Consider the following 25,911-nt stretch of genomic DNA (forward strand, 5'->3'; position numbering starts at 1 on the left):
CCGTTCACCGTCCCGCCGCCGACAGCACCTGACCGGCCGTGCGCAGGAGGATCTTCACGTCGAGCCAGAGCGACCAGTTCTCGACGTAGTGGTTGTCGAAGCGGGCGCGTTCGGAGATCGAGGTGTCCCCCCGCAGCCCGTGCACCTGGGCCCAGCCGGTGACCCCGACCGGAACCCGGTGCCGCCACAGGTAGTCGTCGTAGTCGAGCGTGAACTGCTCGACGAAGTGCGGGCGCTCGGGACGCGGGCCGACGAGGGACATCTCCCCGCGCAGGACGTTCCACAGCTGCGGCAGCTCGTCGAGCGAGAGCCGGCGCAGCCAGCCGCCGACCGGCCCGACGCTCTCCTGGGCGTTCCAGCGGACGTCGGAGGAGGCGTCCGGGCGCATCGTGCGCAGCTTCAGCAGCGGGAACGTCCGGCCGTCGAGGCCGACGCGCTCCTGGCGGAACAGTGGACCGGGACCGACCTCGTGGCGCACGAGTGCGGCGCACACCACCAGGACCGGCAGCGCCACCACGAGACCGAGGGTCGAGGCGACCACGTCCATGACGCGCTTGAGCGGCCACGTGACGGCGCGGAACGCGGGCCGGCGCAGCTGCACGAGCGGCACCCCGCGCACGGACTGCACGAAGCGGTGGGTGTTCGTGACCTGCCAGAACCGCGGCACGGTGAAGATCTCGACGGGCAGGCCCTGGCAGCTGCGCAGGACGTCGACGACGACCATCTCCGGCACGTTGGAGTAGGCGATGACGACGATGTCGGCGCTCTGCTCGGTCACGAGCCGCTCGAGGTCGGCGATGCCGCCGAGCACGGGCAGGGGGCGCTCCCCGGCGGACAGCCGCGGGTCGTCGTCGATGAAGCCCACCGGCAGCAGCCCCTGCTCCCCGGACCCCAGGTGCTCGACGAGCTGCGCGCCGAGCCCACCGCAGCCGACGACGAGCGTGCGCATGGCGATGCGGCCCGCCTTCCGGTACCGGATGCGCAGGACGTACACGACGGCGCGCGCACACAGGACCAGGACCGTCTGGGCCAGCGCCGCCAGCAGCGTGCTCCCCTCCACGTCACCGATGTCGAGCGCGCCGTCGGCGATGGACGCGACCCCGACCGACGCGACGCCGGCTCCGGCCAGGAGCGGCAGGTCGTCGAGGATGCTGAGGTCCATGCGCGGTCGGTAGAGGCCGGCGAAGGCGTGGACGACGAGGGCCGACGCCGAGAAGACGACGACGGCGGGGGCGCCGTGCCCGAGCAGGAGCACCACGGCCAGGACGCACACCGCGTCGGTGGCGAGCAGCAGGGTCGCGAGCTGGGAACGGTTCCGCCGCGCGCGGCGCAGGGATCCCCACGAGGGCCTGCGGACGGGTGCCGTCGAACCAGCACCGGCCGAGCGCGCGCTCGTCCCCGGTTCGCTGGTCGTGGCCACGTCGGTCCTCCAGGTCGGCGTCCCCGTAGCACACCGCCCGGGCTCAACACCCTTGTTCCTCGTCCCGACGGCGTGTCGACTTGAGGTGCGCGGCCCCGCTGTCCATCGTCCCAACCCGTTCGGGGGCTCGTGACGCGACGGGACGACCCGTCCGGGTCAACTGCCCGCACCCCCGGCCGATGGACGAGCCGTGGACCTCGTCGACTACCTGCGCGCGTTGCGCAAGCACTGGATCCTCGTGGTCCTGTCGGTGCTGCTGGGCGGCGGGGCCGGCTTCGGTGCCTACTCCACGAGCGCCCCCGTCTACCGCGCCGACTGCCTCATGTTCGTGTCCATGTACGACACGGGCAACGCCGCCCTCCTCATGCAGGGCAGCATGTTCACCCAGCAGCGCGTCCAGTCGTACACGAGCGTCCTGGAGAGCCCGAAGGTCCTCGCACCCGTCATCCGCGAGCTGGGTCTGGACACCACCCCCCGCGCCCTCGCCGAGCACGTCGGCTCCAGCGCCCCCATCGGCACGGTCCTCATCGAGGTCACGGTGGACGAGTCCTCACCCCAGCTGGCCGCCGACGTCGCGAACTCCATCTCCCGGCACTTCGGGACCGCGGTCAGCGAGCTCGAGCAGGCCACCCCCGAGACGATGAGCCCGGTCCGCATCAACGTGCTGCGGCCCGCCGAGGTCCGTCGCGACCCCATCGCCCCGGACCTCGTCAAGATGCTGGCGCTCGGACTGCTGGCCGGTGCGGTCCTCGGGACCGGGCTCGCCATCCTGCGCGAGGTCCTCGACACGACCGTCAAGACGCTGGCCACGATCTCCGACCTCGGCGCCCCCGCGCTCGGGTCGGTGCCCGCGGGCGAGGGCGGCGACCGTCCCGAGCTCGTGGTCGAGGGGTCCCGCTCCCCCCAGTCCGAGGCGCTGCGGCAGATCCGCACCAACCTGCAGTTCGCCGACGTCGACCACCCCCCGCGCCTGGTCGTCGTCACGTCGGCGCTGCCCGGGGAGGGCAAGAGCACCACCGCGGTCAACCTCGCGCTGACGTCCGCGACCGCCGGGCTGCGGACCATCCTCGTCGAGGGCGACCTGCGGCTGCCGCGCGTCGCGGACTACCTCGGCGTCGAGGACAGCGCGGGCCTGACGACGGTCCTCGCCGGCCGCGCCGACCTCGACGACGTCCTGCAGCCCTACGGCGACACCGGGCTGTCCGTCCTGGCCGCCGGCCCCATCCCGCTCAACCCCGCCGCCCTACTGGGCTCCCGGCACATGAGCGAGCTGCTGCAGCGGCTGCGCGACCGCGCCGACCTCGTCATCGTCGACAGCCCTCCGCTGCTGCCCGTCGCCGACGCCGCCGTCCTGGCCCGGCAGGCCGACGGCGCCGTCCTCGTCGTCAAGCACGGCAAGACGACGCGCGAGCACCTCGCCCGCGGTCTGGAACGCCTGCGGGCCGTCGACGCGACCGTCCTCGGCGGCGTGCTGACGATGGTCCCGTCGAAGGCGTCGGAGTACAGCTACGCCTACGAGTACGGCTACGGCTACCAACCCACGACCCCGGCCGACGCCGAGCACGTCCTCCTGGAACGCTGAGCGCGCTCAGACCACCGCGACGACGGCGGCCAGCGCCTCGTCGAGCCGCCGCGCCGCCTTGACCTGCACGTCCAGCTTGGCCCGGTGGACGTCGTCGACGTCGTCGCTGGCCGGGTCCTTGGGCGCCGTCGGTCCCCGCCAGGCCGGGGCCGCGGCGACGAGCACCTTCCACCCGGCCCCCGGCGAGGCGCTCGCGGGCAGGCGCCGCTCCGCGCCGAGCATCCGGGCGATGCGCGCCAGCTCCAGCACGGTGAACACGCGCCGCTGCGCCGACGGGACGAGCGCGATGACGGCACCGCGCTGCTCGCGCGTCATCGTCAGCACGAGGTCGGCGGTACCGACGAGCTGCGCGTCGAGCTGACGCCCGGACTCCCCGCCGGTCAGGTCCGGACGCCCGACCTTCCGCAGGACGGTGGCGACGTCCGGGTCCACCGGCTCCCCGACCAGGGCCGTCGTGCCGGCGCTGGCGACGCGGATGGTCGCGGCCCGTTCACCGAACCGGTCGGCGAGGTGGTGGCGCAGCAGCGACGCAGCCATCGGCGAGCGGCTGACGTTGGCCGTGCAGACGAGGAGGACCTCGAACCTGGTCCTCACGCCGGCCCCAACGCCCTCACGGAGCCATCTTGAGCATCTGCCGTCGTTCCCGCAGCGCGGCGAGCAGCGCACCGGTCTCCACCTGGGCGGCGCCGTCGAGGATGCACTGCTTGGCCGCCAGGGTCGCCGCGGCCGAGACCTGCTCGTGGCTCAGACCGCTGGCGGTCGACGCGACGCGCGGCCACTCCACCGCGGACAGGTCGAAGCCCCGCAACCGGCGCAGCACGACCTCCTGCACGACGCCGGTGCTCGGCAGCGGGTAGTCGACGACGGTGTCGAAGCGGCGCAGCAGGGGACGGTCGAGCAGCTGGGGCCGGTTCGTGGTCACCACGAGGACGCCGGCGGAGGCGTCGGCGTCGAGGAACCCGGTGAAGGCGCGCAGCACGTCCCGCAACCGGCTGCGGCTGCGTTCCCCGCCGTCGGGGTCGATGAGGGCGTCGACGTCGTCGAAGAGGCAGACCGCACGGCTCTGGGCCATGAGGTCGAAGACGAGGGACAGCTGCGCGACGGCGTCGTCGGCCGGCAGGTCGGCGAAGGCGTCGAGGCGGGCCGTGAAGACCGGGACGGCCAGTTCCGCGGCGAGCACCTCGGCCGTCATGGACTTGCCGGTGCCGGACGGGCCCGTCAGGAGGAGCTTGCGCAGCGGCTGGAACCCCCGGGCGCGCAGCACGTCGGCGTGCCGCTGCTCGGTGAGCACGCGGTGCAGGCGGGCCATGACGTCGCTGCCGAGCGCGAGGTCGGCCAGGGTCGTGCGGGGGAGCGAGACGGTGAGGACCTGGGCCAGCTCGCCGCGGGGCTGGACGACCGCGGTGGGGGCGGCGGGCGGGGGTGGGCTCTGCGGCCGCGCGGCCGACCGCCGGGTGTCGAGCAGCGCGCGCAGGTCCTCGACCTCGCGCGCCCGGTCGCCCTTGCGGCCGGCGCTGTCGAGCACCTCCGTGAGGGCGGCGCGGAACTTGGCGTCGTCGCCGGCGGTGTGGCTCTCCACGAGCGCCTTGACCTGTGCGGCCGTGGCCAGCAGCCGTCCCTCCACCGTTGGATCTTACCGTGGGTAGTTCGACCGTCACCGGTCTTCAGGCGACGAAGAGGCAGAACGGGTGGCCGGCCGGATCCGCGTCGACGTACAGGGGTTCGTCGGGGTCGTCCGTGCGGTCGAGCAGCAGCGTCGCGCCGAGATCCAGCGCCCGCCGCTGGTGGTGCTCCAGCACCTCGCGGTCGGGCACCGTGAAGTCGACGTGCACCTGCTGGGGGACCGTCCCGGCCGGCCGCGTCGGACGGGGGAGGTCGTCGACCTGCTGGAACGCCAGGACGCGGGTCCCGTCGCCCTCGGTGAGCACGAGCCAGTCCGCGGGCCCGGTCCCGTCGTCGCCGTCCCGGTACCGCAGACCCAGGAGGGCCCGGTAGAACTCGGCGAGGGCGCGGGCGTCGGTGCTGTCCAACACGGTGTGCAACGCGCGGGGGAAGGGGACGTCCATCCCACCACCGTCCTGCCCTCGGCAGACCCCTGCACGACGAAGCCCCCGTGGACGACGTCCACGGGGGCTTGACGGTGGGCCTAGGAGGACTTGAACCTCCGACCTCTTCCTTATCAGGGAAGCGCTCTAACCGACTGAGCTATAGGCCCGTTCGCTGCACGCAGCGGAGACAACCTTACCGGACCCGAGCGGGTGCTCAGCACCCGCGGGAGCTCAGTCGTCCGAGAGCGTGACGTGCAGACCACCGACAAGGGCGGCGGACACGTTGTACAGGAACGCGACGATCGTCGAGAGCGCCGTCAGCAGCACGACGTCCACCACGGCGATGACCGTCGCGAGGGACAGCACCTTGCCGAAGCCGACGTAGTCGAGGAGGTCGAAGTCCACCTCGTTGCCCACGACGTCCTTGAGCAGGCCGTTGAGGTCGGTGAAGACCCCCATGCCGTCCAGGACGCTCCAGATGACCGCCGTCGCCACCACGAGGGCGATGCCGACGGCCACCGAGAGCAGGAACGACAGCTTGGTGATCGACCACGGGTCGACGCGGGCCAGCGTCAGGCGCACGCGGCGGGGGACGGAGTCCACACCGTTGCGGGGCTTGGACTGGCCGGACGCCTGCCCCGGGGCAGCTGCCGACCGGGCCGGGTCAGCCGCGGGCCGCCCGGTCTGACCGGTCGCCGGGGCCTTGCCCTGCGTGCCAGCCGCTGCCGACGAAGCTGTCGCGCGTTCGGCGGGGGTCACTCGTCACCTCCGGTGTCGGGCTCGCTCGGCGGAGCCTCGGACGACGGTACGCCATCGGCCGCCCCCGCCACAGGGTCGTTCCCCGGTTCCTCCACAGGTGCTCCACCGTTCGGCGCCTCGTCGGCACCTTCGGCGGCCGCCTGGTCGTCTCCGGCCCCGGCGGTGTCGAGCAGCGGGTCGTCGGCGGCTTCCGTCGTGGCGTCGGAGACCTCCTCGGCCTCCACCTCCTCGTCGATGACGCGCTCGGCGTTCCGGGCGACGGCGAGGATGCGGTCTCCGGTCTCGGGGCGGGCGAAGGTGACGCCCATGGTGTCGCGGCCCTTGGCCGGCACCTCGTCGACGCGGGAGCGCACGACGCGGCCGGCCTGCATGACGACGAGGACCTCGTCGTCTTCGGAGACCGTGAGGGCCCCGACGAGGTCACCGCGTTCCTCGGTGAGCTTGGCGACCTTGATGCCCAGCCCCCCGCGGCCCTGCTTGCGGTACTCCCCGATCTTGGTGCGCTTGGCGTAGCCGAGCTCGGTGACGACGAATACGAAGAGGTCGTCGCGGGCCACGGCCATCGCGAGCAGCTCGTCCTCGCCGCGGAACTTCATGCCCGTGACGCCGGAGGTGGCCCGGCCCATGGGACGCAGGTTCTCGTCGGTCGCCTCGAAGCGCACGCTCATGCCCTTGCGCGAGACGAGGAAGAGGTCCTCGCCCTCGTCGACGAGGGTCGCGCCGAACAGTTCGTCGTCGACCTCCTCGCCGCCGTCGGGGGCCGCGTGCGAGCGCAGGTTGATGGCGATGAGCCCGCCGGAGCGGTTCGAGTCGTACTCGGACAGCCGGGTCTTCTTGACGATCCCGCCGCGGGTGGCGAGCACGAGGTACGGCGCCTGCTCGTAGTCCTCGATGTCGAGGACGGCGACGATCCGCTCCCCCGGCTGGAACGCCAGGAGGTTGGCGACGTGCTGACCGCGGCCGTCCCTACCGCCCTCGGGCAGTTCGTACCCCTTGGCGCGGTAGACCCGGCCGAGGTTGGTGAAGAACAGCAACCAGTGGTGGGTCGTCGTCGTGAAGAAGTGCTCGACGACGTCGTCCTCGCGCAACTTCGCCCCGCGCACTCCGCGCCCGCCGCGGCGCTGGGCCCGGTAGAGGTCGGTGCGGGTGCGCTTGGCGTACCCGCCGCGGGTGACGGTGACGACGACGTCCTCGACGGGGATGAGGTCCTCGGCCGTCATGTCGCCCTCGAAGGGCAGGATCTGCGTCTTGCGGTCGTCGCCGTAGCGCTCGACGATCTCGGCCAGCTCGTCGCCGACGATCTGCCGCTGCCGCTCGGGCCGGGCGAGGATGTCGTTGTAGTCCTCGATGAGCCGCATGAGCTCGTCGTACTCGTCGATGATGCGCTGCCGCTCCAGGGCGGCGAGGCGGCGCAGCTGCATCTCGAGGATGGCGCGGGCCTGGATCTCGTCGATGTCCAGCAGTTCCATGAGGCCGTCGCGGGCGACCTCGACGGTGGCGCTGGCGCGGATGAGGGCGATGACCTCGTCCATGGCGTCGAGGGCCTTGAGCAGGGCGCGCAGGATGTGCGCGCGCTCCTCGGCCTTGCGCAGCCGGAACCGCGTGCGGCGGACGATGACGTCCAACTGGTGGGTGATCCAGTGCTTGAGGAACGCGTGGATCGGCAGCGTGCGGGGCACCCCGTCGACCAGGGCCAGCATGTTCGCGCCGAAGTTCTGCTGCAGCTGGGTGTGCTTGTAGAGGTTGTTCAGCACGACCTTCGCCACGGCGTCGCGGCGCAGGATGATGACCAGCCGCTGGCCCGTGCGCCCCGACGTGTGGTCCTGGACGTCGGCGATGCCGGTCAGCCGGCCGTCGCGGACGAGGTTCGCGATGTTCTCGGCGAGGTTGTCCGGGTTGACCTGGTACGGCAGTTCGCTGACGACGAGGCACGTGCGGCCCGAGATCTCCTCGACCGTGACGACGGCGCGCATGGTGATCGACCCGCGCCCGGTGCGGTAGGCGTCGGCGATGCCGCGCTGACCGAGGATCTGTGCGCCCGTGGGGAAGTCCGGGCCCTTGATGCGCTGCAGCATGGCCGCGAGCTGCTCGTCGTCGGAGGCGTCGGGGTTGTCCAGCAACCACTTCGCGCCCTCGGCGACCTCGCGCAGGTTGTGCGGCGGGATGTTCGTCGCCATGCCGACGGCGATGCCGGCCGAGCCGTTGACGAGCAGGTTCGGGAACCGGCTCGGCAGGACGTCGGGCTCGGTGGTGTGGCCGTCGTAGTTCGGGGAGAAGTCGACGGTCTCCTCGTCGATGTCCCGGACCATCTCCATGGCCAGCGGTGCCATCCGGCACTCGGTGTAGCGCGGAGCCGCGGCCGGGTCGTTCCCCGGCGAGCCGAAGTTCCCCTGACCGTCGACCAGCGGGTACCGCAGCGACCAGTCCTGGGCGAGCCGGACGAGGGCGTCGTAGATCGAGGTGTCGCCGTGCGGGTGGTAGTGACCCATGACGTCGCCGACGACGCGGGCGCACTTGGAGTACCCGCGGTCGGGGCGGTACCCGCCGTCGTACATCGCGTACAACACCCTGCGGTGCACGGGCTTCAGCCCGTCCCGGACGTCCGGCAGCGCGCGGGAGACGATGACGCTCATCGCGTAGTCCAGGTACGACCGCTGCATCTCCGCCTGCAGGTCGACCTGGTCCACGCGGTCGCCGGCGGGGGGTTCGGTGGTGCTCTCGCTCACGGGGTGGTGCCTCTCAGCTCACGGTTCTCGACGGATGTTCCACGTGGAACGGGGCTCACACGTCGAGGAACCTCACGTCGCGGGCGTTGCGCTGGATGAAGCTGCGGCGCGACTCGACGTCTTCGCCCATGAGGGTCGAGAACACCGCGTCAGCGGCGGCGGCGTCCTCGAGGGTCACCTGCAGCAGCGTGCGGTGGGCCCGGTCCATCGTCGTCTCGGACAACTCGTCCCAGTTCATCTCGCCCAGACCCTTGTAGCGCTGGGTCTTGCCCTCCTTGGGGAGCTTCTTGCCGGCGGCCAGGCCGGCCTCCATGAGGGCGTCGCGTTCGCGGTCGGAGTAGGCGAACTCGTGGTTCTCCGCGCCACCCAGCCACTTGATCCGGTAGAGCGGCGGCTGCGCCAGGTACACGTGACCGCCCTCGACCAGGGGGCTCATGTAGCGGAAGAGCAGGGTCAGCAAGAGCGTCCGGATGTGCTGACCGTCGACGTCGGCGTCGGCCATGATGATGATCTTGTGGTACCGGAGCTTCTCGACGTTGAAGTCCTCGCCGATGCCCGTGCCGAACGCCGTGATGAGGGCTTGGACCTCCTGGTTGCCCAGGGCGCGGTCGAGCCGGGCCTTCTCGACGTTGAGGATCTTGCCGCGGATCGGCAGGATCGCCTGGGTCCGGGGGTCGCGACCGCGGGTGGCCGAACCGCCCGCCGAGTCGCCCTCGACGATGAAGACCTCGCACTCGGCGGGGTTGTTGGACTGGCAGTCCTTGAGCTTGCCGGGCAGCGAGTTGCGCTCCAGCAGCGACTTTCGGCTGGCCTCACGGGCCTTGCGGGCCGCCTGCCGGGCGATGGAGGCCGACTGGGCCTTCTTCGCGATCGTCCAGGCCTCCTTGGGGTTGGCCTGGAACCAGTGCCCGAGGTGCTCACGCACCTGGGCCTGCACGAAGGTGCGGGCCAGGGTGTTGCCCAGCTTCGTCTTCGTCTGCCCCTCGAACTGCGGCTCGGTGAGCTTGACGGAGATGACGGCCGTCAGACCCTCGCGGATGTCGGACCCGTCGAGGTTCTCGTTGTCCTTGAGGATCGCCGGCTTCGCCGTGCGGGCGTAGTCGATGACGAGGTTCGTCAACGCCGTGCGGAACCCCGCCTCGTGCGTCCCGCCCTCGGAGGTGTTGATGTTGTTGGCGTAGGTGAAGACGGCCTCGGAGTACGCCGTCGTCCACTGCATCGCGACCTCGACCGCGATGCCCTTCTCCCTGTCCTCCGCCTCCAGCGAGATGACCGTCTCGTGCAGCGGCTCGTTCTTCTTCAGCGCGTTGAGGTGCTTGACGTAGTCGATGAGCCCGTCGTCGTACCGGTAGCTCGCGGACCGCGCCGGGGCGTCGTCCGCGCTCTCCGCGGTCTCGTCCTCGGGGTGGACGCGCTCGTCCGTGAGGTTCAGCGAGAGGCCCTTGTTGAGGAAGGCGCGCTGCTGGAAGTTCGTGCGGAGCGTCTCGTACGAGTAGTCCGTCGTCTCGAAGATTTCGCCGTCGGCCCAGAACGTGATGGTCGTCCCGGTGGCGTCGGTCTCCTCGCCCTTCTCCAGCGGGGCCAGCGGCACGCCGTGCTCGTAGGACTGGCGCCACGCGTGGCCCTGGCGGCGGACCTCGACGTCGAGCCGCGTCGACAGGGCGTTGACGACGGAGCTGCCGACGCCGTGCAGACCACCGGACACGGCGTACCCGCCGCCGCCGAACTTGCCGCCCGCGTGCAGGACGGTGAGGACGACCTCGACGGCTGGGCGACCCTCGCCGGGCATGACGTCGACGGGGATGCCGCGGCCGTTGTCGACCACCCGCACCCCACCGTCGGCGAGCAGCGTCACGTCGACGGTGTCGCAGTAGCCGGCCAGCGCCTCGTCGACGGAGTTGTCGACGATCTCGTAGACCAGGTGGTGCAGACCGCGCTCACCCGTCGACCCGATGTACATGCCGGGCCGCTTGCGGACGGCCTCGAGGCCCTCGAGGACGGTGATCGCGTCCGCGCCGTACTCGGGGTTCGGCACCCCGTCCGGGGTCACCGCGTCGGCCAGGGAGGGTGCGTCCTCGGGGTTCACGTCCTGCGGGTTCGCGTCCTCGGGACCGGGCGTCTCTTGGTCTGGCACGAGCGCGTGCTCTCCCTCCGCGTCGAGGCGGTCGCGCGCGGGCGTGGCGAGCCGGTGGCCCGAGCTGGGCACCCGGCCGTGACCAGCTGGTCACGGTGGCCCGGAGCCCGTGCGATCCAGGTGCCCGCAGGACCACCAGGTTCGCTGACAGTCTACCCCGTCCGGGGCGCCCCCCGTCGCTGCGCGCGGCCCTGCGCGCCCCCTGAGCCGCGCGACCCCCTCGGACGTGGGGGACCACGCACCGGGGGGTCGGACGGTCCTGAGCCGTTCCGGAGCCGAGGCGGCTCGGGGGCTCAGCCGTAGGTGTCGCGAGGGCCGCGGCCGCCGGGGGCGGACCGGCCGCCCTTGCGCCACGACGGGCCCTGCGGCCCGCGCACCACGACCTTGGTGACCACGCCGTGACCGAGCTCCTCGTCCAGGCGGCGCACGAGGTGGCTCGTCAGCAGGCGGACCTGGGTGGCCCAGGCCGTCGACTCCGCCCGCACGACGAGCGTGCCGTCCTTGAGCGTCTCCGGGGCGCAGTGCCCCGCGAGCTCCGGCCCGACCACGGCGTCCCAGCGCCCGAAGGCCCCACCGACGGCGACGGGCTGCTCCCAGCCGCGTTCGCCGACGAGCCGGCCCAGCGTCGAGTCCAGGCTCTGCGGGTCCCGTGCGTCCGGCCAGGCCCCCGACCGGGCCGACGCGCCGGTACGGCGCAGCGCCTCCGCGCGACGGGCCTCGGCCGGCTTCATCCCCCCCAGCGGCGCCCGGCCAGGACGCAGCCCCTTCGCCGCCGCGGCCGCACGGGCCCGGCCCAGCGCGGTGCGGGCCAGGTCGGCTCCCGCCTGGTCGGTCCCCTCGGCCGGGTCCTCCTCCGAGGAGGGGTCGTCCGGTGCGTCAGTCACCGGCGTCCTCCCGCACGGCCACGCCGGTGCTGACGTGCACGCGGTCGGCCCGCTCCCCGCGCAGCGCGGCCGGCACGTCCTCCGGGACGGCCGCCGTGACGAGGACCTGCTCGGCGTCGGCGACGACCTCGGACAACCGCTCGCGCCGGCCGGCGTCGAGCTCGGCGAAGACGTCGTCGAGGACGAGCACCGGACCGCCCGGGTCCTCGTGGACGTCGTCCTCCAGCAGCAGGCGGTAGCTGGCCAGCCGCAGCCCCAGGGCCACCGACCAGCTCTCGCCGTGGCTCGCGTACCCCTTGGCGGGCATCCCGCCCAGCGTCAGCACGAGGTCGTCGCGGTGCGGGCCGACGAGGCACACCCCGCGGTCGAGCTCGGCCTTGCGCTGCTCGGCCATCTGCGCGAGCAGCGCCGTCCGCAGCTCCTCCGGGCTCGGCATCGCGCCGCCGGGAGTCGTCGCGACCCCCTCGGCGAGCAGCGGGAGGGAGGATCGGTAGCCCAGCTCCAGGTCGCCCTGCCCCCTGCTGACGGAGCGGTACGCCTCGGCGGCCGGTTCCCGCAGGTCCCCCAGCAGCGCGAGCCGGGCCGAGAGCAGCTCGGACCCCGACGCGGCGAGGTGCTCGTCCCACACGTCGAGCGTGTGGGTGTCGGCGCGGCCCGAGCGCATGGCGCCGCCGGCGGACTTCAGCAGCGCACCGCGTTGGCGCAGGACCCGGTCGTAGTCGGCCCGGACGCCGGCCACGCGCGGCCAGCGCGTGACGAGGAGCTCGTCGAGGTAGCGCCGACGCTCGGTCGGGTCGCCCTTGACGAGCGCGAGGTCCTCCGGCGCGAACAGCACGGTGCGCAGGACACCCAGGACGTCGCGGGTCCGGCGGACCGGGTTGCGGTTCAGCCGCGCCCGGTTCGCCTTGCCCGGGGTGATCTCCAGCTCGACGAGGGCCCGGCGGCCACCGCGCACCAGCTCGGCGCGCACCACGGCCCGGGGAGCGCCCTGGCGGACCAGGGGCGCGTCCCCGGAGACGCGGTGGCTGCCGAGCGTGGCGACGTAGCCGATCGCCTCGACGAGGTTGGTCTTGCCCTGCCCGTTGAGGCCGACGAAGGTCGTCGTCCCCGGCCGCAGGTCGAGCTCGAGGCTCTCGTACGACCGGTAGTCGACCAGGGAGAGGTGCGCGACGTGCACGCGGTCGTGCTCCTCCCGTCCGTCAGGGCTGGTGGGTCTGCGTCACTCGTGGACGGAACCCGCACCCGAGCTCGGGCCGGCCGACGTCACGGCGTGGCCGCCGAACTGGTTGCGCAGCGCGGCGACGGCCTTGATCGAGGGCGAGTCCTCCTGGCGGGAGGAGAAGCGCGCGAAGAGCGCCGCGGCCAGCACGGGCATCGGGACGGCGTTCTCGATGGCCTGCTCCAGCGTCCACCGGCCCTCGCCGGAGTCCTGGGCGTAGCCGCGGATGTTGTCGAGCTTGGGGTCCTCCTCCAGGGCGCGGACCATGAGGTCCAGCAGCCAGGAGCGGACGACCGTGCCGCGCGTCCACGCCTTGAAGACGGCGGGGACGTCGTGGATGATCCCCTTCGCCTCGAGGAGCTCGTAGCCCTCGGCGTAGGCGTGCATGAGGCCGTACTCGATGCCGTTGTGGACCATCTTCGAGTAGTGGCCCGCACCCACGCCGCCGGCGTGGACGAAGCCCTCCTCGCGGGGGCCTTCCGGGCGCAGGGCGTCGAACACGGGCAGGGCCAGGTCGACGTGGCCCTTCGCGCCACCGACCATGAGGCCGTAGCCGTTGTCCTTGCCCCACACGCCGCCGGAGACGCCGCAGTCGAGGTAGCCGGTGCCGCGCTCGGCCAGGAGCTTGGCGTTGACCTCGTCGTCGGTCCACTTGGAGTTGCCGCCGTCGATGACCAGGTCGCCGTCCTTGAGGAGCGGGGCCAGGTTGGCGACGGTGTCGCGGGTGATCTTGCCCGAGGGCACCATCACCCACACGACCTTGGGCGAGGGCAGCGCCTCGACGAGGGCCGCGAGGCTGGGGACGTCGGTGACGTCGGGGTTCGGGTCGTACCCGGTGACCTCGATGCCCTTGTCGCGCAGCCGGGCGCGCATGTTGCCGCCCATCTTGCCGAGACCGACGAGACCGATGTGCATGGCCAGACGCTTCCCTTCTCGCGCCCGGCTGCTCTCTCGAGCCGGGCTGTGTGACCGCCGGGCTCAGCCGGCGAGGCGGACCGGCATCAGGAGGTACCGGTAGCTGTCGTCGTCGTCCCCGTCGAGGTCCGCCTGGCCGGTGAGGACCGCCGGACGCGTCGCCTGGGTGAACGAGAGCCGGGCGAACGGCGCGGCCAGCGCACCGAGTCCGTCCAGCAGGAACTGCGGGTTGAAGGCGATGGCGATGGACTCACCGACGAGGGTGGCCTCCAGGGCCTCCGTCGCCTGCGCGTCCTCGCCCTGTCCCGCCTCCAAGGACAGCACGCCGTCCTCGAACCGCAACCGCACGGGCGTGTTGCGCTCGGCGACGAGGGCGACGCGCTTGACCGCCTCCGTCAGGGCCGCCGTGGAGACGACCGCGTACGTCGGCGACTCGGCCGGGAACAGCGCCCGGACCTTGGGGTACTCCCCGTCCACCAGGAGCGAGGTCGAGTACCGGCCACCGGCCTGGAAGCCGATGAGGTCGCTGGCGCCGTCGGCGAGGGCGAGCGTGAGGTTGCTGCCCCCGCCCAGGGACCGCGCCACGTCGGACAGCGTGCGCGCCCGCACCAGGGCCACGGCGGACAGGTCCGGGGTGCTGGGGTTCCACCGCAGCTCGCGCACCGCGAGGCGGTACCGGTCCGTCGCCAGGAGCGTCAGGCGGTCGCCCTCGATCTCCATGCGGACACCGGTCAGGATCGGCAGCGTCTCGTCGCGGCTCGCGGCGATGGTGACCTGGGCGACGGCCTCGGTGAACTCACCGCCGGCGATCTCCCCGGACGCCTCCGGCAGCTGCGGCAGCGAGGGGTACTCGTCGACCGACATCGTCAGCAGCGTGAAGCGGCTCGCGCCGCACGTGACGACGACCTTCGAGCCCTCCGTCGTCAGCGTCACCGGACGCGCGGGGAGGCTGCGGGAGATGTCGGCCAGGAGGCGGCCGGAGACGAGGACGCGACCGGCCGTTCGGACGTCGGCCGGAAGCTCGGCGCGCGCGGACACCTCGTAGTCGAAGGTGGACAGCTTGAGCGTGCCCTCGTCGGTGGCCTCCAGGAGCACGCCGGCGAGCACGGGCACCGGAGGGCGCGAGGGCAGAGCCCGGGCCGCCCACGCGACGGCGTCGGCCAGCACGTCGCGCTCGACCTGCAACTCCACCAGGCACCGCCTCTCAGTCGTCCTGCGCGGCTGCTCACCGCTCCGTGCCCCGTCTGCGGCCCCTGAGGGCGACGGCAGGACGCGGCGGCTTCCGACAGTAGTGGAGAGGCAGGACACGCGTGCACGCGCCTCCACGGCGTCGCCCGCCCCTGCGACCGGGGTGGTCACCGTGCGTCACCAGGTGGCGGAGGGGTCTGCACGCCTTGTTCGAACGGCCTCCGAGACGGCGATCACCTGGAGTGACCACCTCGTCCTCAGGGCAGGCCTCGAGGCAGGTCGGGAGCCCTTTCCCCACCACCAGTCCACACTGGACGTGGGTTGACGGACTTCACCGTAGAGGGATCAGTCGTAGTAGTCACCCTTGTGGAGGCTGTGGACAACCGGTTGTCGTCGCAGGTCAGACCGCGTTCGAGGGCCCCGGAGCCGTGTGGACGGGCTGAGGACGGGGCGGTCCGGTCGTCCACAGGTGCTCACTCCGCAACGGCGTCGTCCACGGCTGTCCCCAGGCGGTCCCCACGGCGTCCACGTCTCGTCCACGGGGTTGTCCACGGTCGGTGGCACCGTCGTCCACATCTCTGTCCCCAGCGTGTGGACAACTGTGGACGGGCGTCCGGGCCGGTCGAGGACGCCGGTGGGGTGACCCGCGGAGCAGTCCGGAGCCGAGCGTCCGGGGTCCTCGGGACGGGAACGACGAGAGCCCCGCCGGCGACGCTGCCGGCGGGGCTCTCAGGGGGTCGTGCGGGGTGGCGGGGGCGTCAGGCGCCCGCCTGCTTCTTGATGCGGTTGGTCAGCTCCGTGACCTGGTTGTACGTGCTGCGCCGCTCGGCCATCTGCTGCTTGATCTTGCGCTCGGCGTGCATGACCGTCGTGTGGTCTCGGCCGCCGAAGTGCTGGCCGATCTTCGGCAGCGACAGCTCCGTCAGCTCGCGGCACAGGTACATCGCGATCTGGCGGGCCGTGACGAGCGTGCGCGAGCGCGACGTCCCGCACAGGTCGTCGAGGGTGACCGAGAAGTACGACGCGGTCTGGCCCATGATCGCGGCCGCCGTGATCTCGGGCGTCTCGTCGTTGGGGATGAGGTCGCGCAGGACGATCTCGGCCAGGCTCATGTCGACCGGCTGCCGGTTCAGGCTGGCGAAGGCCGTGACGCGGATGAGGGCGCCCTCGAGCTCGCGGATGTTCGAGGAGATCTTCGAAGCGATGTACTCGTTGACGTCGTCGGGCACCTCGAGGCGCTCGCCGATCGCCTTCTTGCGGAGGATGGCGATGCGGGTCTCGAGGTCCGGCGGCTGGACGTCGGTGATGAGGCCCCACTCGAAGCGGCTGCGCATCCGCTCCTCGAACCCGGACAGCTGCTTGGGCGGCAGGTCGGACGTGATGACGACCTGCTTGCTCGCGTTGTGCAGCGTGTTGAAGGTGTGGAAGAACTCCTCCTGCGTCTGGACCTTGTTCGACAGGAACTGGATGTCGTCGATGAGGAGGACGTCCACGTCGCGGTGCCGGCGCTGGAAGGCCTGGGCCTTGTCGTCGCGGATCGAGTTGATGAAGTCGTTGGTGAACTCCTCGGAGTTCACGTACCGCACCTGCACGCCCGGGTAGAGGTTCTGGGCGTAGTGCCCGATCGCGTGCAGCAGGTGCGTCTTGCCCAGCCCGGACTCCCCGTAGATGAACAACGGGTTGTAGGCCTTGGCGGGCGCCTCGGCGACGGCGACCGCCGCCGCGTGGGCGAAGCGGTTGCTGGCGCCGATGACGAAGGACTCGAAGATGTACTTCGGGTTCAGCCGGGCGTTCTCCACCTTGGTCGTGGACCGGTTGCGGGGGACCTGCCGGCCGGTGCCCGCCCCGCGGTCGACCTTGTAGCCCGTGAAGAGCAGGTCCGGGTCGGAGTCGTCCAGGGGCGACTCCTCCTCGAGCCCGCCACCGCGCCGGTCACCCTGGGCGGGCACGTGCGGGACGCCCTCGGCGTCCAGGCCGGACCCGACGCGCTCGCGCTCCACGCTGGGGACGCCGTCGTCACCGGAGCGCTCGCCCGTCCGCTCAGGGGCCAGCACCTGGCCGATCGAGGGGTCGACGGTCACCGCGAGCCGGATGGCCGAGCCGTAGGCGTCCGAGAGCGCACGGGTCAGCGGTTCGCGGACCTTCTGCTCGATGACGTCCTTGGTGAGGTCGTTCGGCACGGCCAGCAGCGCGGTGCCGTCCAGGAGGCCGAGCGGGCGGGTCAGCCGCACGAACGCCCGCTGGTGGGGAGTGATGCCCCCGTCGTCCAGCTGCGCGACGGCACGTTCCCAGACGCTGGGGAAGTCCCCTCCGTCGGTCTGCATCGAGCCCTCTCCCGTCGTACCGGATCCGTGTGACGGGACTCGTCCACACCCCTGTCCACACCTGTGGAGGACGGCGGGGGTGCGACGAACCGCCCGTCGCAGGCACCTCGATCGGATGCGGGCGTCGGCACGTCGAGCGGGACCGTAACAACGTGGACGGCTCGCGTTCAAGTGCCGTGCACGGCGCCGCTGTCCGCCGGACGCCCCGACGACACCGCCCGGCCGGAGCACCGTCGTAGCGGTGTGCCGACCAGGGGCCGAGGAGCCGGTCCCGGCGGGTCGTCCCACCCGGACCTGTGGGGGAACGCTACCTTCCTGCCACCACCCGGACGGGCGAGCGGCGGGCCCTGTGGACGGACCGCGGGCCGCCCCGCGGCCCTGCTGCCTGCGCGCTTTGACCCGGTCGGGTCGGGGACCGTACTCTGCAAGGGACTGTGCTCCGCATCGTCGACCCGTTCACTCCACGTGGACGGCGCCGACAGTCCGGCGGGGCCCGCCCGCACGAGTCCCAGGAGTCCCGCCGTGAGCAAGCGCACCTTCCAGCCGAACAACCGTCGCCGCGCCAAGGTGCACGGTTTCCGTCTGCGCATGCGCACCCGCGCCGGCCGCGCCATCCTCTCCGCGCGCCGCAGCAAGGGCCGCGCGCAGATCGCCGCCTGACCTCAGATCCCCCGCCCGCGTGCTGGCTGCGGAGCACCGCCTTCGCCACCGGGACGACTTCACGGTCGCCTTCCGGCAGGGTCGGCGTGCGGGCACGCGTCGCCTGGTCCTGCACTGGGTGACGACCGACCGAGCCCACCCCACCCGGGTGGGCTTCGTCGTGTCCAAGGCCGTCGGGGGTTCGGTGCAGCGGCACCGGACCCAGCGCCGGCTCCGGCACCTGGCGGCAGACCGCCTGGCGGTGCTGCCTGCCGAGGGCGGTCTGCTCGTGGTCCGCGCCCTGCCGGGGGCGGCCGAGGCCACCTCGGCCGAGCTGGGCGTCGACGTCGACCGCGGGCTGAAGCGGCTGGGGTTGGCCCCCGGTGACTGAGCCGACGGGAGACCCGTCGCCCGGTCGTCGGTGGTGGCACCCCCTGCGGTGGCCGGCACTGCTGCTGGTCCTGCTCGTGCGCGCTTACCAACTGCTCGTCTCGCCCGTGCTCGGGCCGACGTGCCGCTTCTACCCCTCGTGCTCCGCCTACGCCGTCGAGGCGCTGCGGACCCGGGGTGCCGTCGTCGGGACCTGGTTGACCGTCCGGCGACTCCTCCGCTGCCACCCGTGGAACCCTGGTGGGGTGGACCCCGTTCCGCCGAAGGGCCACTCCCGGGTGCCAGCGCCCTGAGGTCAGCCCTGTGAGCCCGACCCCTGTGAGAGGACGAACCGCCCCATGATCGAGTTCTTCTACGACCTGCTCCATCCGATCCAGTGGGTGGTCGCGTGGATCATGGTGCGCTTCCACGACCTCTTCACCGCGATCGGGTTCGATCCGGCCGGCGGGGCCGCCTGGTCGCTGTCGATCGTCGGCCTCGTGGTCGTCATCCGCATCCTGCTCATCCCGCTCTTCGTCAAGCAGATCAAGGCGATGCGCGGGATGCAGGTCATCCAGCCCGAGATGCGGAAGATCCAGCAGAAGTACAAGGGCAAGAACGACCCCGCCTCCCGCCAGGCCATGCAGCAGGAGATGATGGCGCTGTACCGGTCGTCGGGGACGAACCCGATGGCCAGCTGCCTGCCGATCCTGCTGCAGTCGCCGATCTTCCTCGCGCTGTTCCACACGTTGAACGGCATTGCCCAGCGCAAGCCGATCGGCCCGCTGACGCTGGATCTGGTGGACCAGGCGGACAAGGCCACCATCTTCGGCGCCAGCCTCTCCGACGTCTTCATGAAGTCGTGGGGCAACGGCAACTGGAACGCCATCGTCCTCACCGCGGTGATGATCGTCCTGATGTCGGCGTCGCAGTTCATCACGCAGAAGCAGCTCATGGCGAAGAACACCTCGTCGGCCTCGATGGAGGGCAACCCCTTCGCGCAGCAGCAGAAGCTGATGCTCTACATCCTCCCGATCATCTTCGCCGTCTCCGGCGTGAACTTCCCGATCGGTGTCCTCCTCTACTGGCTCACCACCAACGTGTGGTCCATGGGCCAGCAGTTCTTCGTCATCCGCCGCATGCCCAACCCCGGGTCGCTGGCGGAGAAGGAGCTGGAGGAGCGCAAGGCCCGTCGCGCAGCCCGTCGCGGTGTCGTGCTGACCAAGGACGGTGCGCCTGAGACGGCCACCACCGCCGAGCACACGACCCCGGCCACGCCGGTGCGCCGGCAGCGCCAGCAGCCCAAGCGGGGCAACAGCCGTGAGCAGCGCCGGCCCGGAGGCTCGCGGTCGAGCCAGGGTCCCAACCGCTGACGACCGGCCCATGAACCAGCTCCACTGCCACACCAGCCAGGAGGACGTGTGAACGACACGACGGACGCGGTCGAGGAGACCTCGGTGGACCAGACCGAGGGTGCCCCCGCGACGGCGACCGAGGAGCCCCGCCGCAAGGGGTCGACGAAGTCGCGACTCGAGGAGGAGGGCGACATCGCCGCCGACTACCTCGAAGAGCTGCTCGACATCATCGACCTCGACGGGGACATCGACATCGACATCGAGAACGGCCGCGCCTCCGTGGCGGTCGTGGCCGACGAGGCGGGCACCCCCGCGCTGTCGCGGCTCGTCGGTGCCGACGGTGAGGTGCTCGAGGCGCTGCAGGAACTGACCCGGCTCGCCGTCCAGGCGCAGACGGGCGACCGGACGCGGCTCATGCTGGACGTCGCCGGGCACCGGTCGACCAAGCGCACCTCGCTCGTCCGACTGGCCCACGAGGTCGTCGCCCGGGTGCAGTCCTCGGGTGCGGCGGAGCGGCTGGAGCCGATGTCGGCGTTCGAGCGCAAGGTCGTCCACGACGCCGTTGCGGCGAAGGGCCTCGTCAGTGAGTCCGAGGGCGAGGAACCGCGTCGCCGCGTCGTCGTGCTGCCGACCCCGACGGGGGATCCACAGAGCAGCGACGCGTGATCTGACCGGGCTCCGTCGGCCGATAGGGTGACGGGGTGTCGGATGATCTGCCTGAGGGCGGTGGTGTTCCACGTGGAACACCACCGCCCTCCGTCGTTCCCGGGGTCGTTGACGAGACCCTCCGCCCCGAGATCGAACGGGTCTTCGGTGACCGCGTCGAGCGCGCCGCGGCCTACCGTGACCTGCTCGCCACGGCCGGCGTCGAACGCGGGCTGATCGGGCCGCGTGAGGTCCCCCGCCTGTGGGATCGCCACCTCTTGAACTGCGCCTACCTCGGCGACGTCGTCGACGACGGGGCGTCTGTCCTGGACATCGGCTCCGGCGCCGGGCTCCCTGGGATCCCCTTGGCGCTCGCCCGACCGGACGTGCAGGTGCGGCTGGTCGAGCCTCTCGAGCGTCGCTACACCTTCCTGCGCGAGGCCATCGCCGAGCTCGACCTGCGAGACCAGATCGCCGTGGCCCGCGGGCGTGCGGAAGACGTTCGCGGCGAGTTCTCGGCCTCGGTCGTCACCGCCCGGGCGGTCGCGCCGCTGGCGACGTTGTACGGCTGGGCCCTCCCGCTCGTCGTCACCGGCGGTCACCTGGTCGCCATCAAGGGACGGAGCGCCGCCGACGAAATCGCCGCGGCCGCGGACGTCCTGCGCCAGATGGGCATCACCTCCGAGCCCGAGGTCCTGCGGGTCGGTCCGGACGAGGAGAACGGCACCACGGTGGTCCGGGTGGCGCGGGGACACGGCCCTCTCCGCCAGGCGACGGCCGCAGCAGCAACGGCACCGAAGCGTCGCGGTCCGCGAGGGCAGCGACGGTGAACCACGGGAAGGATCAGCGTGTGACTCAGCTCGGTTGGTTCGGGCGAACGGCGACGGCAACAGTGCAGGGTGGCCTCGGCTGGTTCCCGGTCCACGCGGTGGCCGATGTTCCACGTGAAACGCACGTCGACGAGGTCGCTAGCGCGATGACTGAGGGCGTGGTCGTTCCACGTGAGACGGAGTCCGCCGAGGCACCGACTGCCGCCGAGCCCCCGGTTTCACGTGAAACCGGATTGTCAGTCGTCGCCGAGCCGGAAGCTGCCCTGCACGACGACCCCGCGACGGACGATGGTCTCGCCTCGGTCGTCGACCTCCATCCGTCGGGGAGCGACACCCCGCTGGCCTTTCCCGACGAGGAGACGGACATCGAGGTCGCGTCGCCCGTTGTTCCACGTGAAACGCCGCCGGCGCGGGCTCCGGAGCGCTTCCCGCGCCCCACGCAGACGCGCATCATGACGATCGCCAACCAGAAGGGTGGGGTCGGGAAGACGACGACGGCGGTCAACCTGGCCTCAGCGTTGTCAGCCGCCGGTCTCAAGGTGCTCGTGCTGGACCTCGACCCGCAAGGCAACGCCTCCACCGCTCTGGGCATTGACCACCACGCCGGCGTCCCGGGGATGTACGAGGTGCTCGTCGAGGGCAAGCCGCTGCAGGACGTCGTGCAGAGGTGCGAGGAGGCGCCCGACCTGTGGTGCGCCCCCGCTACGGTCGACCTGGCCGGCGCCGAGATCGAACTCGTCTCGATGGTGGCTCGCGAGTCTCGACTGCAGCGTGCGGTCGCCAAGTACTTCAAGGGCCTGCAACAGGCTGGTGAGCGCCGCGTCGACTACGTCCTCATCGACTGCCCCCCGAGTCTCGGGCTGCTGACCATCAACGCCTTCGTGGCGGCACCCGAGGTGCTCATCCCCATCCAGTGCGAGTACTACGCGCTGGAAGGGTTGAGCCAGCTGCTGTCGAACATCGAGCTGATCCAGGAGCACCTCAACCCGGACCTCGCCGTCACGACCATCCTGCTCACCATGTACGACGGGCGGACCCGCCTCGCTGCGCAGGTCGTGGAGGAGGTGCGGCACCACTTCGGGGAGCAGGTTCTGCGCTCGCTCGTGCCGCGGTCCGTGCGCATCTCGGAGGCGCCCAGCCACGGGCAGACGGTCATGGCGTACGACCCGCTGTCGTCGGGTGCGCTGGCCTACCTCGAGGCGGCACGCGAAATGGCCCAGCGTGGCGTGCAGGAGACCCCTGCACCTGCGGGGGATGCTGGCGTGGGTTCGGCCCCGGCGGTGGCTGACCCGTGGGCACGGTGGACGGACGGACTGGTGACGCGACGCGGGTTCGCGTCGAAGGAGGGTGGAGCGTGAGCGACAAGCGACGTGGTCTCGGGCGTGGTCTCGGGGCCCTGATCCCCAGTGGGGGCGCGACGACCACAGCCCGTCCGGGGACGGCGACGCCGTCGCTGCCGCCGGCCATGCGTCCCGCAGGCCGACCGGTCGACGTCTTCTTCGACCAGCGGCCGTCGTCGGCGCCGGAGCCCGCAGTCGAGGAGCCGAGCGAGGACTCGTCGTTTCACGTGGAACAGGTCGGCGATCTGGCCGTCGTGACGACGGAGGACGCTCAGGAGACGTCCGACGCACCCGCGGCAGACGCCGTGGAGGAGACCACTGCGTCCGCGCAGGAGGACGGTCTCGTCGAGGTCCCCGGCGCGCGCTTCGCGGAGGTCCCGGTCGCGGCCATCACGCCGAACCCGCGTCAGCCGCGCACGGTGTTCGACGAGGACGACCTCGCCGAGCTCGTGCACTCGATCCGTGAAATCGGCGTCCTCCAGCCCATCGTCGTGCGTCCCGTCGCAGCGGCCGAGGACGGGTCGCCCCGGTACGAGCTCGTCATGGGCGAACGGCGCTGGCGCGCGACGACGGAGGCGGGGTTCGACACGATCCCCGCGATCGTCCGCGACACTGCCGACGACGACCTGCTGCGGGACGCGCTGCTGGAGAACCTGCACCGCAGTCAGCTGAACCCGCTCGAGGAGGCAGCCGCCTACCAGCAGCTCCTCGAGGACTTCGGCTGCACCCACGAGGACCTGGCCTCGCGCATCGGCCGCTCGCGCCCGCAGATCAGCAACACGTTGCGGCTCATGAAGTTGCCTCCCTTGGTGCAGCGGCGGGTTGCCGCGGGCGTCATCAGCGCGGGCCACGCCCGCGCGCTGTTGTCCCTCGAGGACGGCGCGGCGATGGAGCGCCTCGCACAGCGCGTCGTCGCTGAAGGGCTGTCCGTCCGGGCGGTCGAGGAGATGATCGCCCTCGGGGACGCGGACACCGCCCCCCGCCGACGGAACCCGGCCGAACCGCAGCCGGAGCTCGAGAACCGCGCGACGCTGCTGGCCGATCGCCTCGACACCCGCGTCAAGATCAGCATGGGCCGGACCCGCGGCCGCCTGACGGTGGACTTCGCGGGTGTCGAGGACCTCGACCGCATCCTCCGGCTGCTCGGCAGCCCGAACTGACGCGTCAGCGCAGGTGTGACGTGAGCGCGGACTCGACGATCCCCCGGTAGAGGGCGTCGAGTCCGCACCCCGCGGCCTCTGCGGCCTGGGGCAGCAGCGACGTCTCCGTCATCCCGGGGGCGGCGTTCGCCTCGAGGAAGACCGGCTCGCCCGCATCGGTGACGATGAGGTCGACGCGGGAGAGGTGCCGCAGCCCCAGCGCCTCGTGCGCCGTGCGGGCGGCGTTGGCGACCCGGGCCGCGACGTCCTCCGGCAGCCGGGCGGGGACGAAGAACTCCGTCGCCCCTGCCGTGTACCGGGCCGCGTAGTCGTACGAGCCGCCGTCAACGACGATCTCCACCGCGGGCAGGACGAACACCTCCCCGGCGGTCTCGACGACCGACACGGCCACCTCCGTCCCCGGCACGTGCTCCTGCACGACAGCCGTGTCGCCGTACGCGAAGGCGTCCACCACGGCGCGGGCGAGGTCACGGACGTCCCCCACGACGGCCACGCCGAGGGCGGAGCCACCGCGGCTGGGCTTGACGACGAGCGGGAACCCCGCCCAGTCCGCGGCCGCGGCCAGGACGGGCTGAGCGCCCAGGTCGCGGAAGGTGGCCTGCGGCAGCGCGATCGAGGCGGGCACCCGCAGGCCCGCCGCAGATACGACGGACTGCGCGATCGGCTTGTCCCACGCCAGCCGGCACGCGGCCGCCCGCGACCCGACGAAGGGCAGCGACAACAGCTCCAGGACGTCGCGCAGGGCGCCGTCCTCACCGATCGCTCCGTGCAGCACCGGCCAGACGACGTCGGGACGGTCCGCGGCCAACCGCGGCAGCAACTGCGCGTCGGCGTCGAGCACGGTGACGTCGCAGCCGGCCGCGCGCAGCGCCTCGGCGACGCGCCGTCCGGACCGCAACGACACGTCCCGCTCGTGGGAGAGACCACCGGCCAGCACCGTCACCCGCGGGTCGCGGATCCCCACGTCGGCGCTCACGCGAGCTCCGGCCCGGGGTTGACCACACCGTGCTCACGGTGGGGGTGACGGTCCCCGGGAGACCCGAAGAGCTCCTGCACCTCCAGCTCGTCGTGGACGACGCCGGCCAAGCGTCGCACCCCCTCGGCGATGCGCTTCGCGGTCGGGAAGCAGTACGAGAGCCGCAGCGAGTGCCCGCCCGTGCCGTCGGCGTAGAACGCGCCACCGGGGACGTAGGCGACCCGGCCGGTGACCGCGCGCGGCAGCATGGCCTTGGCGTCCAGCCCGGCCGGCAGCGTCAGCCACACGTAGAACCCCCCTGCCGGGCGGGTCCATGTCGCCTGCGGCAGGTGGGCCTCCAGGGCCGTCAACAGGGCGTCCCGTCGTTCGCGGTACAACTCGCGGAACACCTTGACCTGCCCCTTCCAGTCGTAGGTCGCCAGGTACTCAGCGATCGCGAACTGCCCGAACGACGTCGGGCAGAGGATGGCGGACTCCGAGGCGAGGACGAGCTTCTCCCGGACGGCGTGCGGGGCGACGGCCCAGCCGACGCGGTAGCCGGGCGCGAACGTCTTGGAGAAGCTGCCCAGGTGGACGACGTGCTCGGCGTCCATCGACCGCAGCGCGGGCAGCGGGTCCCCGTCGAACCCGAGCAGGGCGTAGGGGTCGTCCTCCAGGACCAGCAGGTCGTGGCGGCGGGCGATGTCGAGGACTGCGTGGCGCCGTTCCAGGGACATCGTCACGCCGGCCGGGTTGTGGTGGTTGGGCACGGTGTAGAGGAACTTCACGCGCCGCCCCTGGGCCCGGAGCCGCACGAGGGCCTCCTCCAGCGCCGCGGGCTGCAGGCCGTCGTGGTCCAGCGGGACGTGCTCCACCTGGGCCTGGTAGCTGCGGAAGACGCCCAGCGCCCCGACGTAGCTGGGGGCCTCGGCGAGGACGACGTCGCCCGGGTCGAGGAAGATGCGCGACACGAGGTCGAGGGCCTGCTGGGACCCCGTGGTGACGACGACGTCGTCGGGGTGGGCGGCGATGCCCTGCGGGCGCATGACCTCGACGATCTGCTCCCGCAGCCGCTCTTCGCCCTGGCCGGAGCCGTACTGCAGCGCCTGCGCCCCCCTCTCGGCCACGATGCGCGCGCTGAGCTCGGCGATCGCGTCGAGCGGGAGGGCGGGCAGGTAGGGCATGCCCCCGGCGAGGGAGACGACCTCCGGGCGGTTGGCGACGGCGAACAGGGCGCGGATCTCCGACGCGGTCATCGACGCGGTGCGCTGGGCGTAGGTGCCGACCCAGCGGTCGAGGCGGCGCCCGCCCTGACCCGGGACGGAGGCGGAGGAGGCAGCAGCGGCGCCGGCCCGGGCCGCGGCGGACGCGACGGGCGCGTCACCGGGACTCGTGGACGACGGGTGCTGACTCATGGCG

23 protein-coding genes and 1 tRNA gene are annotated in these 25,911 nt (G+C 72.0%); 9 read left to right on the forward strand and 15 right to left on the reverse strand.

Features of this window, described 5'->3' with window-relative positions; translation table 11 throughout:
* Window positions 1–4: 4 nt before the first annotated feature.
* Window positions 5–1,420 carry a sugar transferase gene (locus tag ACFEMC_RS22365; protein WP_380172026.1) on the reverse strand — a complete coding sequence of 472 codons (1,416 nt, stop codon included), beginning with the start codon at window positions 1,418–1,420 and terminating at the stop codon, window positions 5–7.
* 190 nt (window positions 1,421–1,610) lie between these two features.
* Between ACFEMC_RS22365 and ACFEMC_RS22370 the strand changes: the two genes are divergently transcribed.
* The gene (locus ACFEMC_RS22370; RefSeq protein WP_380172028.1) at window positions 1,611–3,002 is read left to right on the forward strand and encodes a polysaccharide biosynthesis tyrosine autokinase; all 1,392 of its coding nucleotides are present in this window, start codon (window positions 1,611–1,613) and stop codon (window positions 3,000–3,002) included.
* A 6-nt stretch (window positions 3,003–3,008) separates the two neighbouring features.
* Here the strand turns inward: ACFEMC_RS22370 and ACFEMC_RS22375 are convergent, their stop codons facing one another.
* The 12 genes from ACFEMC_RS22375 to dnaA form a co-directional block, all read right to left on the reverse strand.
* Entirely contained in the window at window positions 3,009–3,596 is a 588-nt protein-coding gene (locus tag ACFEMC_RS22375; protein ID WP_380172030.1) for a hypothetical protein, read from the reverse strand.
* A 16-nt stretch (window positions 3,597–3,612) separates the two neighbouring features.
* The gene (locus ACFEMC_RS22380; RefSeq protein ID WP_380172032.1) at window positions 3,613–4,626 is read right to left on the reverse strand and encodes an AAA family ATPase; all 1,014 of its coding nucleotides are present in this window, start codon (window positions 4,624–4,626) and stop codon (window positions 3,613–3,615) included.
* A 40-nt stretch (window positions 4,627–4,666) separates the two neighbouring features.
* Window positions 4,667–5,068 carry a VOC family protein gene (locus ACFEMC_RS22385; RefSeq protein WP_380172034.1) on the reverse strand — a complete coding sequence of 134 codons (402 nt, stop codon included), beginning with the start codon at window positions 5,066–5,068 and terminating at the stop codon, window positions 4,667–4,669.
* 75 nt (window positions 5,069–5,143) lie between these two features.
* Window positions 5,144–5,217: transfer RNA gene (locus ACFEMC_RS22390), tRNA-Ile, on the reverse strand.
* Window positions 5,218–5,281: 64 nt separating this feature from the next.
* Window positions 5,282–5,653 (reverse strand): DUF3566 domain-containing protein, encoded by a 372-nt coding sequence (locus ACFEMC_RS22395; RefSeq protein WP_367639663.1) that lies wholly within the window; start codon window positions 5,651–5,653, stop codon window positions 5,282–5,284.
* Between the two features lie 152 nt (window positions 5,654–5,805).
* Window positions 5,806–8,535: a DNA gyrase subunit A gene (gene gyrA / locus ACFEMC_RS22400; RefSeq protein WP_380172037.1), complete on the reverse strand. Its 2,730-nt coding sequence runs from the start codon at window positions 8,533–8,535 to the stop codon at window positions 5,806–5,808.
* Between the two features lie 55 nt (window positions 8,536–8,590).
* Window positions 8,591–10,669 (reverse strand): DNA topoisomerase (ATP-hydrolyzing) subunit B, encoded by a 2,079-nt coding sequence (gyrB, locus tag ACFEMC_RS22405; RefSeq protein WP_380172039.1) that lies wholly within the window; start codon window positions 10,667–10,669, stop codon window positions 8,591–8,593.
* Window positions 10,670–10,962: 293 nt separating this feature from the next.
* Entirely contained in the window at window positions 10,963–11,553 is a 591-nt protein-coding gene (locus tag ACFEMC_RS22410) for a DUF721 domain-containing protein (RefSeq protein WP_380172041.1), read from the reverse strand.
* A complete protein-coding gene (gene recF / locus ACFEMC_RS22415; protein ID WP_380172043.1) occupies window positions 11,546–12,730 on the reverse strand; it encodes a DNA replication/repair protein RecF in 1,185 nt (394 codons plus the stop codon). Before recF ends, ACFEMC_RS22410 begins: the two co-directional genes overlap by 8 nt.
* A gap of 42 nt (window positions 12,731–12,772) precedes the next feature.
* The gene (gene gnd / locus ACFEMC_RS22420; RefSeq protein WP_380172045.1) at window positions 12,773–13,687 is read right to left on the reverse strand and encodes a phosphogluconate dehydrogenase (NAD(+)-dependent, decarboxylating); all 915 of its coding nucleotides are present in this window, start codon (window positions 13,685–13,687) and stop codon (window positions 12,773–12,775) included.
* Between the two features lie 63 nt (window positions 13,688–13,750).
* Window positions 13,751–14,878, reverse strand: a complete 1,128-nt coding sequence (gene dnaN / locus ACFEMC_RS22425) for a DNA polymerase III subunit beta (protein WP_380172047.1) — start codon at window positions 14,876–14,878, stop codon at window positions 13,751–13,753.
* Between the two features lie 755 nt (window positions 14,879–15,633).
* Window positions 15,634–17,199, reverse strand: a complete 1,566-nt coding sequence (gene dnaA, locus ACFEMC_RS22430; RefSeq protein WP_380172049.1) for a chromosomal replication initiator protein DnaA — start codon at window positions 17,197–17,199, stop codon at window positions 15,634–15,636.
* 522 nt (window positions 17,200–17,721) lie between these two features.
* On the opposite strand from dnaA, the gene rpmH reads away from it, so the two are divergent.
* From rpmH to ACFEMC_RS22470, 8 genes are read left to right on the forward strand one after another with little or no spacing between them, the layout of a single operon-like run.
* Complete coding sequence (rpmH, locus tag ACFEMC_RS22435) at window positions 17,722–17,859, forward strand: 50S ribosomal protein L34 (RefSeq protein WP_367639670.1); 138 nt, start codon at window positions 17,722–17,724, stop codon at window positions 17,857–17,859.
* Window positions 17,860–17,878: 19 nt separating this feature from the next.
* Window positions 17,879–18,229 carry a ribonuclease P protein component gene (gene rnpA, locus ACFEMC_RS22440; RefSeq protein WP_380172052.1) on the forward strand — a complete coding sequence of 117 codons (351 nt, stop codon included), beginning with the start codon at window positions 17,879–17,881 and terminating at the stop codon, window positions 18,227–18,229.
* A 43-nt stretch (window positions 18,230–18,272) separates the two neighbouring features.
* Window positions 18,273–18,521, forward strand: a complete 249-nt coding sequence (gene yidD / locus ACFEMC_RS22445) for a membrane protein insertion efficiency factor YidD (protein WP_367639788.1) — start codon at window positions 18,273–18,275, stop codon at window positions 18,519–18,521.
* 45 nt (window positions 18,522–18,566) lie between these two features.
* Complete coding sequence (gene yidC, locus ACFEMC_RS22450; RefSeq protein WP_380172054.1) at window positions 18,567–19,580, forward strand: membrane protein insertase YidC; 1,014 nt, start codon at window positions 18,567–18,569, stop codon at window positions 19,578–19,580.
* 48 nt (window positions 19,581–19,628) lie between these two features.
* Complete coding sequence (locus ACFEMC_RS22455) at window positions 19,629–20,228, forward strand: protein jag (RefSeq protein ID WP_380172056.1); 600 nt, start codon at window positions 19,629–19,631, stop codon at window positions 20,226–20,228.
* A gap of 35 nt (window positions 20,229–20,263) precedes the next feature.
* Window positions 20,264–21,037, forward strand: a complete 774-nt coding sequence (gene rsmG, locus ACFEMC_RS22460; protein ID WP_380172058.1) for a 16S rRNA (guanine(527)-N(7))-methyltransferase RsmG — start codon at window positions 20,264–20,266, stop codon at window positions 21,035–21,037.
* On the forward strand, window positions 21,034–22,395 hold the full coding sequence (locus tag ACFEMC_RS22465) for an AAA family ATPase (protein ID WP_380172060.1): 1,362 nt from the start codon (window positions 21,034–21,036) through the stop codon (window positions 22,393–22,395). Before rsmG ends, ACFEMC_RS22465 begins: the two co-directional genes overlap by 4 nt.
* Window positions 22,392–23,537, forward strand: a complete 1,146-nt coding sequence (locus ACFEMC_RS22470; protein WP_380172062.1) for a ParB/RepB/Spo0J family partition protein — start codon at window positions 22,392–22,394, stop codon at window positions 23,535–23,537. Before ACFEMC_RS22465 ends, ACFEMC_RS22470 begins: the two co-directional genes overlap by 4 nt.
* A 4-nt stretch (window positions 23,538–23,541) precedes the next feature.
* Here ACFEMC_RS22470 and ACFEMC_RS22475 read toward each other — a convergent pair whose 3' ends face one another.
* Together ACFEMC_RS22475 and ACFEMC_RS22480 are read right to left on the reverse strand one after the other, a co-directional pair.
* Window positions 23,542–24,513, reverse strand: coding sequence for a D-alanine--D-alanine ligase (locus ACFEMC_RS22475; protein ID WP_380172064.1), 972 nt, complete (start codon window positions 24,511–24,513; stop codon window positions 23,542–23,544).
* Window positions 24,510–25,907, reverse strand: coding sequence for a PLP-dependent aminotransferase family protein (locus ACFEMC_RS22480; RefSeq protein WP_380172066.1), 1,398 nt, complete (start codon window positions 25,905–25,907; stop codon window positions 24,510–24,512). The genes ACFEMC_RS22475 and ACFEMC_RS22480 overlap by 4 nt, the downstream gene beginning before the upstream one ends.
* Between the last annotated feature and the right edge of the window lie 4 nt (window positions 25,908–25,911).

The organism is Kineococcus sp. DHX-1, from assembly GCF_042473625.1.
Lineage (GTDB): Bacteria > Actinomycetota > Actinomycetes > Actinomycetales > Kineococcaceae > Kineococcus.

What these genes read in the sequence shown, in the direction of transcription:
- gnd (WP_380172045.1), bottom strand. Translation starts at nt 13,687, where the DNA reads ATGCACATCGGTCTCGTCGGTCTCGGCAAGATGGGCGGCAACATGCGC.
- ACFEMC_RS22385 (WP_380172034.1), bottom strand. Translation starts at nt 5,068, where the DNA reads ATGGACGTCCCCTTCCCCCGCGCGTTGCACACCGTGTTGGACAGCACC.
- yidC (WP_380172054.1), top strand. Translation starts at nt 18,567, where the DNA reads ATGATCGAGTTCTTCTACGACCTGCTCCATCCGATCCAGTGGGTGGTC.
- dnaA (WP_380172049.1), bottom strand. Translation starts at nt 17,199, where the DNA reads ATGCAGACCGACGGAGGGGACTTCCCCAGCGTCTGGGAACGTGCCGTC.
- ACFEMC_RS22480 (WP_380172066.1), bottom strand. Translation starts at nt 25,907, where the DNA reads ATGAGTCAGCACCCGTCGTCCACGAGTCCCGGTGACGCGCCCGTCGCG.